This is a genomic window from Sinorhizobium medicae (assembly GCF_007827695.1).
Lineage (GTDB): Bacteria > Pseudomonadota > Alphaproteobacteria > Rhizobiales > Rhizobiaceae > Sinorhizobium > Sinorhizobium medicae.
In genome coordinates, this window is record NZ_VITA01000020.1 from 15,192 (window position 1) to 31,866 (window position 16,675).

At 61.6% G+C, this 16,675-nt stretch carries 19 protein-coding genes; 11 read left to right on the forward strand and 8 right to left on the reverse strand.

Annotated elements, in window-relative coordinates; all coding sequences use genetic code 11:
* Nucleotides 1-38: 38 nt before the first annotated feature.
* The gene (locus FB009_RS26255) at nucleotides 39-404 is read left to right on the forward strand and encodes a hypothetical protein (protein ID WP_145162181.1); all 366 of its coding nucleotides are present in this window, start codon (nucleotides 39-41) and stop codon (nucleotides 402-404) included.
* A 46-nt stretch (nucleotides 405-450) separates the two neighbouring features.
* Here FB009_RS26255 and FB009_RS26260 read toward each other — a convergent pair whose 3' ends face one another.
* From FB009_RS26260 to FB009_RS26290, 7 genes are all read right to left on the reverse strand, one after another.
* Complete coding sequence (locus tag FB009_RS26260) at nucleotides 451-735, reverse strand: copper-binding protein (RefSeq protein ID WP_145162183.1); 285 nt, start codon at nucleotides 733-735, stop codon at nucleotides 451-453.
* Nucleotides 736-766: 31 nt separating this feature from the next.
* Nucleotides 767-1,243, reverse strand: a complete 477-nt coding sequence (locus FB009_RS26265; protein ID WP_145162186.1) for a cupredoxin domain-containing protein — start codon at nucleotides 1,241-1,243, stop codon at nucleotides 767-769.
* 25 nt (nucleotides 1,244-1,268) lie between these two features.
* Nucleotides 1,269-2,627 (reverse strand): multicopper oxidase family protein, encoded by a 1,359-nt coding sequence (locus FB009_RS26270; RefSeq protein ID WP_145162189.1) that lies wholly within the window; start codon nucleotides 2,625-2,627, stop codon nucleotides 1,269-1,271.
* Between the two features lie 13 nt (nucleotides 2,628-2,640).
* Entirely contained in the window at nucleotides 2,641-4,086 is a 1,446-nt protein-coding gene (locus FB009_RS26275; protein WP_145162327.1) for a TolC family protein, read from the reverse strand.
* 5 nt (nucleotides 4,087-4,091) lie between these two features.
* Nucleotides 4,092-4,310: a hypothetical protein gene (locus tag FB009_RS26280; RefSeq protein ID WP_145162192.1), complete on the reverse strand. Its 219-nt coding sequence runs from the start codon at nucleotides 4,308-4,310 to the stop codon at nucleotides 4,092-4,094.
* Between the two features lie 88 nt (nucleotides 4,311-4,398).
* Nucleotides 4,399-4,827 (reverse strand): hypothetical protein, encoded by a 429-nt coding sequence (locus FB009_RS26285; RefSeq protein ID WP_145162195.1) that lies wholly within the window; start codon nucleotides 4,825-4,827, stop codon nucleotides 4,399-4,401.
* A 331-nt stretch (nucleotides 4,828-5,158) separates the two neighbouring features.
* Nucleotides 5,159-5,428 carry a hypothetical protein gene (locus FB009_RS26290; RefSeq protein WP_145162198.1) on the reverse strand — a complete coding sequence of 90 codons (270 nt, stop codon included), beginning with the start codon at nucleotides 5,426-5,428 and terminating at the stop codon, nucleotides 5,159-5,161.
* 172 nt (nucleotides 5,429-5,600) lie between these two features.
* Between FB009_RS26290 and FB009_RS26295 the strand changes: the two genes are divergently transcribed.
* Both FB009_RS26295 and FB009_RS26300 read left to right on the forward strand, forming a co-directional pair.
* Nucleotides 5,601-6,278: a winged helix-turn-helix domain-containing protein gene (locus tag FB009_RS26295; protein ID WP_145162201.1), complete on the forward strand. Its 678-nt coding sequence runs from the start codon at nucleotides 5,601-5,603 to the stop codon at nucleotides 6,276-6,278.
* Nucleotides 6,265-7,620, forward strand: coding sequence for a sensor histidine kinase (locus FB009_RS26300; RefSeq protein WP_145162202.1), 1,356 nt, complete (start codon nucleotides 6,265-6,267; stop codon nucleotides 7,618-7,620). The genes FB009_RS26295 and FB009_RS26300 overlap by 14 nt, the downstream gene beginning before the upstream one ends.
* 21 nt (nucleotides 7,621-7,641) lie before the next feature.
* On the opposite strand, the gene FB009_RS26305 is transcribed toward FB009_RS26300, so the two are convergent.
* Entirely contained in the window at nucleotides 7,642-8,988 is a 1,347-nt protein-coding gene (locus FB009_RS26305) for a DUF882 domain-containing protein (protein WP_234888294.1), read from the reverse strand.
* 263 nt (nucleotides 8,989-9,251) lie between these two features.
* On the opposite strand from FB009_RS26305, the gene FB009_RS26310 reads away from it, so the two are divergent.
* The 8 genes from FB009_RS26310 (at nucleotide 9,252) to FB009_RS26345 (ending at nucleotide 16,529) form a co-directional block, all read left to right on the forward strand.
* Nucleotides 9,252-9,578: a hypothetical protein gene (locus FB009_RS26310; RefSeq protein WP_145162204.1), complete on the forward strand. Its 327-nt coding sequence runs from the start codon at nucleotides 9,252-9,254 to the stop codon at nucleotides 9,576-9,578.
* A 59-nt stretch (nucleotides 9,579-9,637) separates the two neighbouring features.
* The gene (locus FB009_RS26315) at nucleotides 9,638-10,060 is read left to right on the forward strand and encodes a DUF305 domain-containing protein (RefSeq protein ID WP_408021741.1); all 423 of its coding nucleotides are present in this window, start codon (nucleotides 9,638-9,640) and stop codon (nucleotides 10,058-10,060) included.
* A complete protein-coding gene (locus FB009_RS26320; protein ID WP_145162208.1) occupies nucleotides 10,060-10,392 on the forward strand; it encodes a four-helix bundle copper-binding protein in 333 nt (110 codons plus the stop codon). Before FB009_RS26315 ends, FB009_RS26320 begins: the two co-directional genes overlap by 1 nt.
* A 76-nt stretch (nucleotides 10,393-10,468) precedes the next feature.
* On the forward strand, nucleotides 10,469-10,927 hold the full coding sequence (locus FB009_RS26325) for a hypothetical protein (protein WP_145162210.1): 459 nt from the start codon (nucleotides 10,469-10,471) through the stop codon (nucleotides 10,925-10,927).
* Nucleotides 10,928-11,021: 94 nt separating this feature from the next.
* A complete protein-coding gene (locus FB009_RS26330; RefSeq protein ID WP_145162212.1) occupies nucleotides 11,022-11,423 on the forward strand; it encodes a FixH family protein in 402 nt (133 codons plus the stop codon).
* A complete protein-coding gene (locus FB009_RS26335) occupies nucleotides 11,420-12,871 on the forward strand; it encodes an efflux RND transporter periplasmic adaptor subunit (protein ID WP_145162214.1) in 1,452 nt (483 codons plus the stop codon). Before FB009_RS26330 ends, FB009_RS26335 begins: the two co-directional genes overlap by 4 nt.
* Entirely contained in the window at nucleotides 12,868-16,005 is a 3,138-nt protein-coding gene (locus FB009_RS26340) for an efflux RND transporter permease subunit (RefSeq protein ID WP_145162216.1), read from the forward strand. The genes FB009_RS26335 and FB009_RS26340 overlap by 4 nt, the downstream gene beginning before the upstream one ends.
* Nucleotides 16,002-16,529 carry a cytochrome c gene (locus FB009_RS26345; protein ID WP_186447679.1) on the forward strand — a complete coding sequence of 176 codons (528 nt, stop codon included), beginning with the start codon at nucleotides 16,002-16,004 and terminating at the stop codon, nucleotides 16,527-16,529. The genes FB009_RS26340 and FB009_RS26345 overlap by 4 nt, the downstream gene beginning before the upstream one ends.
* Nucleotides 16,530-16,675: the final 146 nt, after the last annotated feature.

Here is a 16,675-nt window from a genome sequence, read left to right on the forward strand (position 1 = left end):
AGCATGTTATGATGATCCATGGTACCCGGGAGGTGCCCGTGAGACGCATCGGGATCGGTTTTGCGCTATCCATTTTGGTTGTGCCTGGCGCACATGCGCAGGATCGATATCCTTTTCACGTTGCCACCTTCTCGGATAGCCGCACCATCAGTCTCGCCATCACTTCATCGGTCACTCCCTTCGACGGACAGTATGATTTCGAGGTCGATATCGGCCTGACGGAGCTTTCCGCTGATGGAAACATCATCTTCGCAGATCATGGCGCACACGCCGTCCGCGTGCGTTGCGAAGCGCCCGGAGCCGTGAAAGTCGGCGTTATCGTTCACATGATGCCGCGGTCGTTAGAGCCTGGAGACTGGATGCGAGATCTGTGGAAGGTTCTCTGCCTGCAGCCAACGTCATGATCCTTACCCGCCGCGCCTTCAGGTAGAAGACGCGGCGGTTGGTCGCTCACTTGACCTGGGTGACGGTCAGTTTTCCATTTTTGCGCTCGGCGACGAATTGAACTTTCGCGCCTTCCTTCAGCTTCGCGAGAAGGGCATCGTCCTCCACCGCAAAGACCATGGTCATCGCCGGCATCTCGAGGGTCTTCAGCTCCTCGTGGACGAGCGTGACCTTCTTCGCCTTGGCGTCGACCTTCTTGACGGTTCCGTTCGTGAACTCTTGGGCGAACGCGCCGGCCGTGGAGGACAGGGCGATGGCGGCGGCAAGGCCGATTTTTACGATGTTCTTCATGTTCGGGTTCCTTTCAGATTGCCGTTTTTTACTACTTGGCGACAGCCACGTCGCCGTGCATTCCGGCGTCGTAGTGGCCGGGGATCAGGCACGCGACCTTGAATACGCCGTCGTTGGTGAACTTCCAGACGATCTCGCCGCTCTTGCCTGGTGCCAGGCGGATCGCGTTCGGGTCGTCATGCTCCATCTCCGGGAACTTCTCCATGACAGCTTTGTGCTCCATCACCTTGTCTTCGCGGTCTAGGACAAATTCGTGATCAAGCTCACCATCATTCTTGACAGTGAAGCGGATGGTTTGGCCCTTGCGAACTTTGAAGTTGTTCGGGGTGAAGACCATTTTACCGTCTGGCGTTTCTTTCATGCTGATGCGGATGGTCTGGGTGACCTTGGACTTCTCGCCCGGTTCCCCTACGGCCATCGGCTCGTCATGTCCGCCCGCATGGTTGCCAGATGCCAGTACCGGCGTTGCCAAAGCAGCGAGGAGAAGTCCAGTTATAAAGGTTTTCATCTTTTGATTCCTTAAATCGGCGTGATCAGCCATGGTTTGAGTGTTTAGGTGAAAGCTGAGTTTTTGCGTCTTTGGCTTTAGGGGCGTCCGGTAGACTTCCAGTCCACTCCCATGCCTGCGTACCGGGAGGGTTTTCATACCAACCAGGGTCGCTGTAATCGCCCGCCGAGATACCCTCGCGGACCTTGACGACGGAGAACATGCCGCCCATTTCGATGGGGCCGTGCGGACCCCAGCCTGTCATCATCGGCACGGTGTTCTCCGGGATTTCCATCGACATCTCGCCCATATCCGCCATACCGGCGGTACCCATGGGCATGTACTCAGGACGGAACTGTCTGATCTTCTTGGTCACTTCCTTCTTGTCGACGCCGATGAAGGTTGGGATTTCGTGGCCCATGGCGTTCATCGTATGGTGCGACTTATGGCAGTGGATCGCCCAGTCGCCGACATACTTTGCGTCGAACTCGTATGCCCTCATCGCCCCGACTGGCAGGTCGATGCTGACCTCCGGCCACCGGGCTTCCGGTCGAACCCAGCCGCCGTCGGTGCAGGTGACCTCGAAGTCGTAGCCGTGCATGTGGATCGGGTGGTTGGTCATCGTCAGGTTGCCGACGCGTACACGAACCCTGTCATCCTTAGAGACCACCAGCGGATCGATTCCTGGAAACACGCGGCTGTTCCAGGTCCAGAGGTTGAAGTCAGTCATCTCCATCACTCTTGGCACATAGGTGCCTGGGTCAATGTCAAAGGCGCTGAGGAGGAAGACGAAGTCGCGGTCCACGGGCATGAACGTCGGGTCCTTCGGATGGACAACGAAGAAGCCCATCATGCCCATGGCCATTTGTACCATCTCGTCGGAGTGCGGGTGGTACATGAAGGTGCCGGACTTCACGAGGTCGAACTCGTAGACGAAGGTCTTTCCGACCGGAATATGCGGCTGCGACAGCCCGCCCACGCCGTCCATGCCAGATGGCAGGATCATGCCATGCCAGTGGATGGTCGTATGCTCCGGAAGCTTATTGGTAACGAAGATGCGTACGCGGTCACCTTCAACTGCCTCGATGGTCGGACCCGGAGACTGACCGTTATAACCCCAGAGATAGGCAGTCATGCCTTCTGCCATTTCTCGCTCTACCGGCTCGGCGACAAGATGAAATTCCTTGACGCCGTTGTTCATCCGGAAAGGTGCGGTCCAGCCGTTCAATGTAACGACCGGGTTGTAGTCGGGACCGACTGAAGGCTTCAAAGGCTTCTGTGTTGTAGGGGACTCCATGACTGCCGCTTCCGGCAGGCCCATGTTGGAGGTCTGGCTCCATGTTTGGGAGGAGACGAGGGCAGCACTGGCTGCACCCGCTCCGAGTAACTGTCGTCTGCTAAACATCGTGTTTCCTTTCTTAGTCCGCATCAGCCGACGCGACTTCGGTCTCTTCTGCTTCTGAAGATTCGCTGCCGCCGTAGATGACAGGGGCGAGGTTTGCTTCAGCCAGCCAGAAGTCGCGTTTTGCGTTGACGGCGAGGATGGTGGATTCAATCTTCTCTCGGGTGTCCGAGATCAGCTCAAAGGTGCTGGTGATCATGCCGTTGTAGCTGCGCATCGATTGCTCTTCGATTGCGTTGCGCAGCGGCAGGACGCTGTTGCGGTAATGGCGGGCAATGTCGTAGTTCGATTTGTACGACACGTAAGCGGAGCGGGCTTCAGAGCGGACGTTTACGGCTCGCTCCGCCAGCTGATTTGCCGCTCGCATGTAGGCAAGCTCGCCCTTGCGGAGCCGCGCCTGGCCAGAGTCGAAGATCGGGATTGTGAATTCGAGACCAGCTGTTCTGCTGATATCGGAGACGATCCGACCGTCTTCTCGTTCACGCTCTTTTTCCCAGGTGCCGACCAGCTCTATGTCGGTGACAATACGGGTGACATCCTCCAGCTTGTAGGACTGCGCCGTGGCCTGAAGTTCCAGGCGAGCCACCTGGAGGTCCATCCGTTTGCGAATGGCTTCCGCCTCGATGTCGTCACGCTTGATCAGTGCCTTCGGCAGGTTCGGCAAGCGGTTTGGAATCTGGAAGTCGATGTCGGACCCTGAGAGACCCATCAACCGGACGAGTTCTTCTTTGGCCAGCTTTGCTTCAAGCCGTGCTTTTGCGGTCTCCCCCGTCAGCTCGGCATAAAAGACATGCTCGCGGGCCTGATCTGCTTTCGGTAAGGACCCAGCTTCACCAATTTTCTTGGCAAGGTCAGATGCGGCGTCTGCCGCCACCTTAGCCTGGTTAAGGTAACCGACATTTTCCCAGGCGGAGACAGCCGTGATCCAGGCACGGCGAGTTTCTGAAGCCAGAGAAATAGTTTCCAGAGCTGCCGTTAGCTGAGCTTGGCGGAAGCGAGTCTCCGCAAGTTTGATGTTCTTGTCATACGTCGCCAGTGCTAGAATGTTGGCGGCGATAGCTCCCTCGATAACGCGGTAGGCTTCGAGCCCCGGACTTCCGATGCCCGTTAAGCCAACCGAGAAAGTCGGGAAGACGGACAGCTGGGTTTGCCAGACGTCTGCGGCACTTTCACCAAGCTCAGAATAAGCAGCCTGGAGGCCCTTATTGTTTAGTAACGCCACTTGTACGGCGGTCTCGACGTCGATGGTCTTTTTTGCCATCAGCGACTTCACGCGGGATCGCACAGCCTCGGCTTGCTGTCGATTTTGCACCCAAACTGTCTGTTTCCCGGTCGCCTCGTTGGTTTTGAGCGATGCATTAGTGAAGCCAGCATCCTTGGCAGCATATTCTGTCGTGACGCAGCCTGCTGCAATGAGCGGCAGAACGACGGCTGAGATGAGCTTGATGTGACGCATAGTCATCATGGTCATCCCTTCTTCGGCGCTTGGGCGTCGTTAAGGCTGCGCCAAGGCTTCGGATCAACGGGCATACGATGGGTGTAGCCGCCAATAGGGCTTTGATACCGAACGGGCCTGACGTCGGACACGGTGTCAGGGGTGTCGGCCGAAGCTACGACTTCGGGCAATGTGGAAGCGCATCCGCTGACGACGAGCGGCACGGCAACCAACAGGAACAAACGTTTCATGGTGAAAATCCGAGAATAAGTTCGCGATTGTGCCGCCGCGCATGGTTGCGCAAAGGCACAGCAAGCCCCGCCGTGCGGGTGCTAGTTCTCAGATATTAGGTGGGCGATGAAGGCTCGGCGCTTCGCCGACAGTGTCCGTGTCGTCAATGAACTCGCGGATCGATATGACCGCTGGATGGGACATCAAGGAACCGGGGCAGGTGATTGCGGCCACGCCACAATAATCCTGACAGCAGGAGGATTTCGATTTTCCCGGCTTGCTGTGGTCGTGCTGGTCACCGTGATGACCTGTGTCACTTACAGTGACATGATCATCTCCGTGGTGAGACGAATGTTCATCCAACTGCGAGACTTGAACAGAGGCATCGGGATGCATTGCGGCATTGACGGCAGAAAAGCTGTACCCGGCCAGTGACAGAACCATCACCAGTCTTACCAGCAGTGCCAATGCTCTAGATGTGATTCGAAACATCCCGCCCATGCCTAAGAGGATCGCCAGAGCCTTCAAGGTTGTCAATCGCTGCCATCTCTAACCATGTATTCGCGTCCTTTGTGTGGCATTGCCACAACGCTTTCTGGTTGTAAGGCGGCGGCCCGCTGCTCTGAGCACAGCGGGCTCGACTTGTTTCAATCGTTAAAGCCGGATCCGACCCATCTCGGAGCTTCGGCCAGAAGCCTTAGGTCCTTCGGAGCGGCAGGTTCTCTCATGCTCTGCCCAAGCAGTCGGTCCCACCATCAGGGAAAGGACCTTCACCAGGGCACCAGCGGCGGTTTTGAACCGTGTTGTCACCATTTCAGTAAGTCTCCTCTGGGCTGCGGGTTCAGGTGCTCTCGCGCGAGCCGCAAGATCAGCGATTGGTGCGCGACTTGCGGAGTTCTTCGGCGGGATCGAAAACGGACACTGTGCCGTATTTGGTGTTGGTCCGCTTGACCAAACCATTGCCGAGAACTTCGAATGTAACTGCGTCCGACTTCGCGTTTGCCGTGTCGCCCGGGTTCCCATGACCCTGGACAATCTTGTCGACGTCAGATGCGCGTGGGCTGATCGGACCGTTTGCTGATGCGTTGGAGGTGGCAGCAGCAAGTGCTATGAAAGCGATGGCGAGCTGAAACTTCATGATCTTTTCCTCTGTGTACGCTGCGGAGGTGCAGCATGAGGAAGTTAGATTGCGGGATTGTCAGCTACCTTTCCGGCACTTTACATCTTTGTAAACTTGCAAAAGCGCCGTCGCCGCAACAAAGCCGGAATTAGTGCCTTCGGGTGCCGTGAAGAAATCATCTGGATACGACATGAAAATCCTTCTCATTGAAGACGACGAGAAGACCGGGACATACATCGCGAAGGGAATGACGTCAGCGGGCTATGTCGTAGACTGGCTTCGTGACGGCAGAGACGGCCTCAACGCAGGTTTCGACGCTTCTTATGATGTAATGGTTGTCGACCGAATGATTCCGGGGCTCGACGGGTTGACGATGGTCAAGAGCCTTCGCGCGGCTTCGATCCGTACGCCTGTGCTTTTCCTTACAGCGATGAGCGGCGTTGATGATCGTGTCGAGGGCCTGGAGGCCGGGGGTGATGACTATCTGGTCAAGCCATTCGCTTTCTCGGAGCTGATAGCTAGGGTCAATGCGCTCGTCAGGCGACCGCCTATATCTACAGAAAAGACCAAGCTCAGGGTGGGCGATCTTGAGATTGACTTGGTCAAGCGCACTGCGGACCGAGCTGGCACTCCGCTCGATCTGCTACCGCGCGAGTTTGCTCTACTGGAGCTTCTCATGCGTAACGAGGGCAGGGTGCTGACCAAGACAATGCTGCTGGAGAAAATCTGGAACTTCAACTTCGACCCGCAAAGCTCAGTGGTAGAAACCCATGTCAGCAGGTTGCGGGCCAAGATCGACAGACCTTTCGATTTCCCGTTGCTACATACCGTCCGCAATACCGGTTATTCTCTCCATGCGCGGCGGTAGTTTCTTCAAAAGCACGGCCGTCAGGCTCGCCATCATCTACAGTTCGCTGTTCGTCCTGGCTTACCTTGGGGCGAACGTCATTGCCTACCAGATGGTGCTTGGCTATCTCGACGACCGTCTCGTGGCCGCCGTCATGGAGCGCTACCGCGAGATCGAGTCGGCGTTTTCAACCCGTGGCGTTTCGGGTGCGATCGACATGATCAACAGCCACGGCCCGGCAATCAGGGGCCAGGAAACGATCTATACGCTCCAAAATGGGAGGGGGAAGGTTGTGGCGGGCAATGCTGCTCTCACAAACGTCCCAAACGGCTTCTCCTACCTTCCGCCAGACAGCCAGCACGAGGGAGTGACGGGATACAAGCTCTACAAGGGTCAACTCGGCGAGAGCGATCTGATTGTCGGAACGAGCGAGGGCGACACGGAACAGTTGGCCAGGATCGTGCTCCTCAGCTTTGGATGGACGACTGCCATTGTGTTTGCCGTTGGCCTGCTTGGGGCGGCAGTGCTCAGGTATCGTGCGCGCAACCGGATATTCGCCCTGACGCAAACCGCCCAGGCGATTGGCCATGGCGAGTTGTCCCGGCGACTGCCTGTATCGTCACGTATGGACGAGATCGATGTGCTGTCCGTTGAAGTGAATGTCGCCCTCGGCAGGCTGGAAGCCAGTGTCACCGCACTGAAGCAGGTGACCACGGACATCGCTCATGATCTCAAGACTCCGATCGGGCGGGTCTTCCTCGCGCTCGACGATGCCTTGAACCAGGAAGACGCCGAGGAAGTGAAAACTGCCGTTGCGGCGGCGCTTCAGGAGCTGTCAACGCTTGCTGGCACCTTCGATGCGCTTCTGCGCATCGCCCAGATCGAGTCCAGAAGCAGGAGGGCGAAGTTTGTAGAGGTCAACCTAGCCGATCTCGTCCGTGACATCCAAGAGACGTACGAGGTCATCGCATCGGAAGAGGGGAATATCTTTAGCACCAAAACACCTGAAGAAGCGTGCTGGATTCGAGGCGACCCCGACTTGATCAGGCAGATGCTGACGAACCTGCTTGCCAATGCAATGCGTCACACGCCTGACGGAAGCCATATTCTCCTGGAGGTGGAGCGACATGAGCAGGGTGCTGCCCTCTGCGTCAGCGACAACGGCCCGGGCATTCCAGAGGCGGAGCGCCTCAGGGTGCTCGAACGTTTTTACCGCCTCGAGAAGAGCAGGACAACCGAGGGATCAGGTCTCGGCCTGAGCATGGTGAAGGCGATCTGCGAACTGCATGATGCCAGGATCGAGCTCTCGGACAACGCCCCCGGCCTGAGAGTGCGGATCATCTTCCCCGCTCCTGCGGCCTAAATCAGCTAGCGGCCCGCCGCTTCACAGAGCGTCGCCGAAGCGACCGAAATCGAACGAGGCCGCCGCCGCGACGGGCCTCGAGTCCTTCTGCGCCGGATACCCGGTCGTGTAGCTTGCGCTGAAGGACGTCTTCGCAACGGGGTTCATTTCAGGAGGCGCGGCGAGCGCGGCCGCAAGCTCCCCGCGCGGCAGCGCTGCCGATGCCGCCGACGCCTGTACGATCTCTGCAGAGCGCGAGGTCGACGCCGTAATCACCTTGTCGGCCTGGGCGGGGCGGGAGGCGAAGACCGGAACCGGGATCCTGTAGCCGGCAAGATCCTCGAATCCGGCCGGCTCCTCGACCTTGCCTGCCGCGGCCGTGGTCACGGCGGCGAAGACCTCGTGCTCGGTCGGCGTCGTCGGACGCAGCGCGGTCAGGAGCGTTGTGGCTTCAGGACGCCTGGCCGGAACCGGAGCGGTGAACTTCTCGGCCGGCTCCGCGGATGCGACCGCGACGGCCTCCGCGGCCTTGGCGGGCTGCGGCGTGCGCTTGGCGGTCGTCGCCACGGTGGTTTCCGCGACGTCGTCCTCTTCCTCGGAATCGTTTCCTCCGAACAGGGCGGCAAGGAAGCCGCCCTTGCGCTTGGCCCCGCCGAAGCTGGCGATCTCGACCGCCGGGCCGGCGCCCTTGCGCTTGTATTCGGCGACCGCGGTCTCGTATCCGGGGAGCGGCTTGCCGTCGCTCGGGATGTGAAGGGTCTTGCCGTTCGGGAAGAGCTGGACGAGCTCCTGGCGGCTCATCCGCGGCCACGCCCGGACGCCGCCCACGTCCACGTGGACGAAGGGTGAGCCGGAGGTCGGGTAGTAGCCGACGCCGCCGCCCTGTTCCTGCATCGCCAGCGCACGAAGCGTCGCGAGCTTCACGCCGGGGATGAAGAAGTCCATCGCCTTGCCCTGGGTGTGCTGGCTTTCCTTGGCCACGCCGGCCGAACGCGTGCGCAGCATCGCGTTCGTGTTCGGGGAGCGGTAGCCGGAGACGACGTTGATGTAGTCGGTCGCGCCGCTGCGCCTGTAGACGTCCCAGACGATGTCGAAGAGACGGGGATCCATCTTGATGCTCTTGTCCGCGCGCCAGTCGCGCAGGAACTGGTTGAGCTGGCTCAGGCCCGCCTGGTCAAAGACGCCGTTCCTCTTGTATGTGATAACGGCCCGCTCGCCCGTGTGTCCGGAGTAGAGCTTCAGCGTCCGTTCCTCGGCGGCGGCGACGCCCGCCGATCCTAGAAGCGTCAGAAGACAGCCGGCCAGCAGACCGGAGGCAAGACGAGAGTCCGTACAAGGGATCATCCAGGACGCCACGCGCCTCAGTTCCTTCTTCAGATCGATTTTCAAGAGCTGGTTCCTGTCTCCGCCGCCGCAGCGGGTTCATCCGATTCCGATGTGGCGGGAGAATGTCATAAATGTCACAGTTGTCGATTATTATTTGTCATATTCAAGAAATAGTTAATTTAGAGAGACGAATCGACCTCACATCCGTCCAGTGGAAAAGAGTTTCCTGCAGAGATCGTTGACGGAAGAATGGCGCTGCGCAGGCGCGCCTTCTTGGAACTTTATCCCCTTAGCGGTGTTTCCGGAGCAGTTTTCGGGAGCGCCTGATGATTTTCAAGATTGGCCCCAGGTCGGTTTTCTGCGCCTTTGCCGTGGCGGTGGTGGTGCTGAACCTGTTCGCCATAAGTCCTGCACGCGCATCATCCGAAACGTGCCATGTGACGCACGCCGCAAACGCCGTCGGCCAGCATCGAGGCGCCGAGGTCCCGCAGGGCTGCTGCGACGCCACGCACTGCTGTCCCATGCTGCCGTGCCTGCCAGCGCCCGACGTCCCTGTCGCCATCCGTCACCAGCATCATCCCGTGCTCAAGGTCGAGCAGCCTCTGCTCCTCGTGACTTCGATCGATCCGCCTCCACGATCCGCAGTTTCGTGAACCGCCGAAGACCTACCAAAGACAACCTCACGAAACAGGAGTTCAAGATGAACAACGTATTGAAGACCGTACTCGCCGCCTCGCTGCTCTCCGCAGGGACCTTCGCGATCGCCGCTCCGGCGTCCGCCCAGTCGGCGATGGCCTATCCCGACAAGTGCAAGTCCGACATGTCCTCGGGCGGCGACATGGCCATGCAAGGTCACAACATGCAGATGGCTGACATGACCGACTACCAGAAGGAGTCGATGGACGGCATGAAGGCCATGAACATGAACATGATGCAGGGGATGATGAAGAAGGATCCGGACGTGTCCTTCGCCTGCGGAATGATCGCCCACCACATGGGAGCGATCAGCATGGCCCAGGTCGAGCTGAAATATGGCGACAACGCCGAGACGAAGGCCAAGGCGCAGAAGATCATCGATGACCAGACCAAGGAGATCAAGGAACTGACCGCCTGGGTCGAGAAGGAGGCGAAGTGATGCACCACATGTCTTCGCAGATGAAGGAATGCATCGACAACTGCCTCGCGTGCTACCGCGAATGCCTGTCGATGGCGATGGGCCACTGCCTGGAGATGGGCGGGAAGCACGTCGAGCCGAAGCACTTCAAGCTCATGATGGCATGCGCCGAAATGTGCCGGACTTCCGCCCACTTCATGCTGATCGGGACCGAGCACCATAGGCATACCTGCAGGGAGTGCGCGGAGATCTGCCGGCAGTGCGCCGACGACTGCGAGCGCGTCGGGGACATGCAGAGCTGCGTCGACGCCTGCCGGAAGTGCGCCGATAGCTGCGAGAAGATGGCGGCCTGATTTCAGGCGGTCATACCGAACGGCTGAATTCCGGCCGTTCGGGGCTATGGCCGGAGGCGGCCAGACGTCGGTCGCCTTGGGCCACTTCACAACATGGCCGGCCTCGTGCAACAATCGGCGCATGAAGCCTGTCCTGCTCCTCCAGCGCGTCCTGTGCACGCTCGCGATGGTCGCGGTCCTGATCGGACCTGCGGCCGTGGCGACGGCTGCGGCCGCGATGGCTTCGTCCGCATCCATGCAGTCCCCGGACGCGACAATGGGCATGGGCACGGACATGGACACGAGGGAGCAGTCGTCCGGCTCGCCGGCGATGGCCGACATGGACTGCTGTCCGAAAGCCGAAACTCCCCAGATGCCGGACTGCATGAAGACCTGTCCGCTGGCGCTCGTCTGCTCGACTGCGATCGTCGCCAGCGGGCCGTTCTCCGGCGGCGACCCGGTCGCATACGCCCTGCCGCTGTCATACCTGATCCACCAGGAGACCGACCTCGCGTCCGCGCTGGTGGAGCCGCCCCCGAGACCGCCGAGCGCCTGATTGCGTCTTGATCGAATTGCCGATGCTTCCGTTCCGGCGGACGAGCGTCGGCGCGTGCAATCAAGTGTGCCTCGCACACGTCGGGATCCGAATCATGAACAACAGAACATCCTACCGCGCGGCGCTCGCCGCGCTCGCCTTCCTCGCCGCGCCCGCGACAGGCGTCCTCGCAGGCGCCGCGGACTACGAGTTCCAGCTCGTCGCTTCCGAGGTGAAGCACGGCCCGCAGGCCGAGGTCGCCGTCAGGCTCGTCGACAGGCGCACGGGCTCTCCCGTGCCGCGCGCGGTCATCTTCACCACCCGCATGGACATGGCCCCCGACGGCATGGAGATGATGACCACCTCCGTCGAAGGGCTTTCAGAGCAGGAGCCGGGCGTCTACCGCTTCAGGACCAATCTCTCGATGGCGGGAGGCTGGCGCTTCAAGGTCGCCGCAAAGGTCCAGGGCGAGCCCCAGACGGTGCAGGGCGAACTCGTGCTGAAGGCGCTCCAGTGAAGACCGCGACATTACTGCTCGTCGCATCCTCCCTCGCCATCGGCGGCGGGGGAGGGTATCTGCTCGGCGCCGGCCGGATCGATCTGCACGGCGTCGTCCGCCTAGTTTTCATCGCGACGGAAGCCGAGACCTCTCCCGCCCAGGCCGCCGGAACCGGACCCGTCGTCTACTACCGCCATCCCGACGGCGAACCGAAATGGTCGCCGTCGCCCGCGGAAACGTCCGACGGGCGCGACTTCCTTGCCGTGCGTGCGAGCGAGGACGTCAGCTTCGCGGACGCTCCTCCGGCTGATGAGACGGCTTCCCAGAGGACCGGAGACCAGGAGACGGCCGGAGTCGAGAAGACGGGCGGGGGACGGACGATCCTCTACTACCGCAACCCCATGGGGCTGCCCGATGTATCGAAGGTGCCCAAGAAGGATTCGATGGGGATGGACTACATTCCCGTCTACGAGGGCGAGTCCGACGGCGGCTCCGACGTCCGGGTCGCTCTGGGCAAGCTCCAGCGCACCGGAGTGAAGACCGCGCCGGCCACGGTCGAGGTGCTGCGGCAGACGGTCCGCGCGCCCGGCGTCGTGGCGTTCGACGACCGCCGTATCCGCGCGGTCAGCATGCGCGCGGACGCCTTCGTCGAAGACGTGGCCGACGTCACCTCCGGCAGCCGCGTCAGGAAGGGCGACCCTCTCTTCCGCTTCTACTCGAAGGAACTCGCCACGGCCGCGTCGGAGTTCGCCAACGTCGTCTCCAGCGGCGGCGACACCGCCGGAAGCGCGCTGCGGCTCCGCAACCTCGGCGCCTCCGAAAGCCTGATTGAGGCGATCCGGCGCGACCGGAAGGTTCCCACGAAGATGACCTTCGACGCCCCCACCGACGGCGTCGTCGTCGAGCGCAACGCCGTGCCGGGGGCGATGGCCGAACCGGGGGACGTGCTCTTCAGGATCGCCGACACTTCGGACGTCTGGGTTGTCGCCGACGTCCCGGAAAGCCAACTCCGGGATATAGCAGTCGGGGCCGCCGCCACGGTCGAGGTCGCCGCCCATCCGGGCGGGCATGTCACTGGCACCGTGGAACTCGTGTATCCCGAGATACGCGACCAGACGCGGACCGCGAAGGTCCGCATACGGGTGCCCAACCCGGACGGGCTGCTTCTCGCCAACATGTTCGGCGACGTCCGGATCGAGAGGGGTCCGTCCGATCCTGTCCTCTCGGTTCCGAACGACGCGGTCGTCGACACGGGAACGCGACGGATCGTGTTCGTCGACAAGGGCGAGGGCAGGTTCGAACCTCGGGACGTAACGCTCGGCGCGCGCGGACCGTCCAGGGTGCAGGTGAAGACGGGGATTTCGGAGGGCGACCGCGTCGTGGTTTCGGCTAACTTCCTGCTCGACGCCGAAAGCAACCTTAACTCCGCCCTGAACTCGCTCTCCGCCGGAGACGTGCAGCCATGATCGCAAGTGTCATTTCGTGGTCCGCCCGCAACCTCCTGCTGGTCTTCGTGCTTGCGGCCCTGGCCGTGGCCGGGGGCGTGCACGCGCTGCGGACGCTTCCCCTCGACGCAATCCCCGACCTCTCGGACGTGCAGGTCATCGTCTACACCGAATACCCCGGCCAGGCACCGCAGGTGGTCGAGGACCAGGTCACCTATCCGCTGACGAGCTCCATGCTGACCGTCCCGAAATCGAAGGTGGTGCGCGGCTTCTCCTTCTTCGGCGTCTCCTTCGTCTACGTGATCTTCGAGGACGGCACCGATCCCTACTGGGCGCGCAGCCGCGTCCTCGAGTTCCTCAACGCCGCCGCCGGCCGCCTGCCAGGCGACGTGTCGCCGACGCTGGGGCCCGACGCGACGGGCGTCGGCTGGGTCTACCAGTACGCCGTCGTCGCGAAGGAGATGTCGCTCGCCGAGCTGCGCTCGCTCCAGGACTGGGTCGTGAAGTTCGCCCTTTCCCGGTCCGAAGGCGTCGCCGAAGTGGCGAGCGTCGGCGGCTTCGTCAAGCAGTACTCCGTCGTGGTCGATCCCGTACGCCTCAAGGCGCAGGGCATAACGCTGGACGCCGTCGCTTCCGCCATCAAGGCGAGCAACCGCGACGTCGGAGGCCGCACCGTCGAACTTTCGGAGTTTGAATACATGGTCCGTGGAAGGGGTTACCTTCAGGGCGCTTCCGATATCGGAAACATCGTGCTCAGGTCGGAGGCAGGCGTTCCGCTCCGCGTGGCGGACGTCGCCGCAGTCGAGATCGTTCCGGACGAGCGCCGCGGCATCACGGAGATGAACGGCGACGGCGAGGTGGCCGGCGGCATCGTGCTTCAAAGGTACGGCTCGAACGCGCTGACCGTCATCGAAAACACCAGAAAGAGCATCGACGCGGCGAAGGCCAGCCTGCCGGAAGGCACGGAAATCGTCCCCGTCTACGACCGCTCGCGCCTGATAGAGGCGGCGATCGAGACGCTGAAGGGAACCTTGCTGGAGGCATCCGTCGTCGTCGCCCTGGTGACGATCGTGTTCCTGATGCATGTCCGCAGCGCCCTGGTGGCGATCATCATGCTGCCGGTCGGCATCCTCATGGCATTCATGGCGATGCGGCTGCTGGGGATAGGCGCGAACATCATGAGCCTGGGCGGGATTGCCATCGCCATCGGGGCGATGATCGACGCCGCCATCGTCATGATCGAGAACGCCCACAAGCATCTCGAACGTGCTCCGCCCGAGAAGAGCCGCGTGGACGTCCTCATCGAGGCGGCCTCCGAAGTCGGACCTCCGCTCTTCTTCAGCCTCCTGATCATCACCGTCTCGTTCCTGCCGATCTTCACGCTGGAGTCCCAGGAGGGCAGGCTGTTCGGGCCTCTCGCCTTCACCAAGACATTCGCCATGGCGGCCGCCGCGATCCTGTCGGTGACGCTGGTCCCGGCTCTGATGGTGGTGTTCGTGCGCGGCAGGATCATGCCTGAGCACAGGAACCCGGTGAACCGCATGCTGATCTGGCTCTACCGGCCGATCATAAGCGGCGTGCTGCGAGCGAAGACCCTGACGATCCTGGTCGCCGTGGCCGCTCTCGCCGTCACGGTCTGGCCGGCCCGCCAGCTCGGCACCGAGTTCATGCCCAGCCTCGACGAGGGCACGCTGATGTACATGCCGACGACGTTGCCCGGACTTTCCGTCACGAAGGCGGCCGAACTCATGCAGGTGCAGGACAGGATCATCAAGTCGTTCCCAGAGGTCGAGACCGTATTCGGGAAGGCGGGCAGGGCCCTCACCGCGACCGATCCCGCGCCGACCGAAATGTTCGAGACCATCATCACCCTGAAGCCCAAAAATCAATGGCGGCCCGGTGTCACGGCGGACACGCTGAAGCAGGAGATGGACGCCGCCCTGCAGTTTCCGGGGGTCTCGAACGCATGGACGATGCCGATCCGGGCTCGCATAGACATGCTCTCGACCGGGATCAGGACGCCGGTAGGCGTCAAGGTGTTCGGCAGCGACCTGACGCAGATGGAGAAGATCGCAAGACAGATCGAAACCGTTCTCAAGACCGTGCCGGGCACGTCCTCCGCATATGCCGAGCGCGTCATCGGCGGATACTACCTCGACATCGTGCCCGACAGGGCGGCCCTCGGCCGCTACGGACTGACGGTGGACAGCGTGCAGAACGTCGTCGGCATGGCGCTCGGATCGCAGATGCTGACGGCCACCGTGGAGGGCCGGGAGAGATATTCGGTGGCCATACGCTATCCGCGTGACTACCGCAGCGATCCGGATGCGATCGCCCGCGACGTCCAGGTCGACCTTTCCGGCGGCGGCGCCGTCCCCCTGGGCCAGGTCGCCCGCGTCGAGCGGAACCGGGGAGCGACCTCCATCAGGACCGAGAACGGCCAGCTCGCAGTCTACGTCTTCGTCGACATCGCGGGACGCGATCTCGGGGGATACGTCGCAGACGCGAAGGCCGCCGTCGAGAAGTCCGTCGCGATGCCGACGGGCTACTCGCTCGGATGGAGCGGCCAGTTCGAATACCTCGAGCGCGCCAAGGCCCGCCTCGCGCTCGTCGTGCCCCTGACGCTGGCCCTCATCTTCCTGCTGCTCTACCTCAACTTCCGACGCGTGACGGAAACCCTCATCGTCATGCTGTCGCTGCCCTTCGCCCTCGTCGGCGGAATCTGGATGATGTGGTGGCTCGGGTTCAACCTGTCGGTCGCCGTCGCGGTCGGCTTCATAGCGCTGGCGGGCGTCGCCGCCGAAACGGGAGTGATCATGCTCATTTATCTCGACCAAGCCTTGGAAGAGGAACGCCGTCGCTGTGCGGAGGAAGGCCGAACGCTTTCGCGCGGGGACCTGCACCGGGCCATCGTCGTCGGCGCGGTCGAACGGGTTCGCCCCAAGATGATGACCGTCGTCGCCATCATGGCCGGACTCGTGCCCATCCTCTGGAGCACCGGGACCGGCTCAGAGATCATGCAGCGTATCGCAGTCCCCATGATCGGGGGCATGATCTCGTCGACCGTCCTGACGCTCGCTGTGATCCCGGCTGTCTACGGCGTGGTCAAGGGATGGCGGCTTCGCGAAACGCTCCCACAGGAGCAACGGGCATGACCTGGTGCAGGATCACGTGCTTCGCAACGGCGTTCGTCTTCATCCTGACAGGTGGTGTTTTGGCCGCACCTGCATGGGAACGGCAGCTCGACATGAAGGCGATGGCGGAGGCGGCCAGGGCTGTTGGAGAGCTGTTCAGCGGCAAGCGGCCCTACAGCCAGCAAGAGTTCAAGTCGGCGGCGGAAGTCATCCGGAGAAGAGCGGGCGACCACCTTATCGACAGCTTCCAAGGCGAGCAGCAGCCGGACTCGAAAGCCAATGCGGGAGCGATTGCGTCATCGGCCGGCGAGTTCGAAAAGCTAGCCCATGATCTCCAGATCTACGCTTCGGCCCTGTCTTCCGCGGCAGATCAGAATGCGGTCGAGCTTGGACCAGACACGCGGATGAGCAGCACGCTAATCGGCAGTCCGTTTGGACGAAAGCTCGATCCATCCCACGACGCGTCCGCGGTGCCCGCTGAGCACGCTTACCATCTCATGCTTCAGACCTGCACGAGCTGTCATGCGAAGTACAGGAAGCCCTGACCTATATGCCCCGGACCGCCCTGACGAACGTCATCGTGAGTGCGAGCGCGCAGGCAATGATGAAGCCCACGACGACAAACGCAAGTTTGGCCTGGCGGCGTGTCGCGCGTGGCAGTCGTGTTCGGGGAGGGTGGCCCGATGGCGCA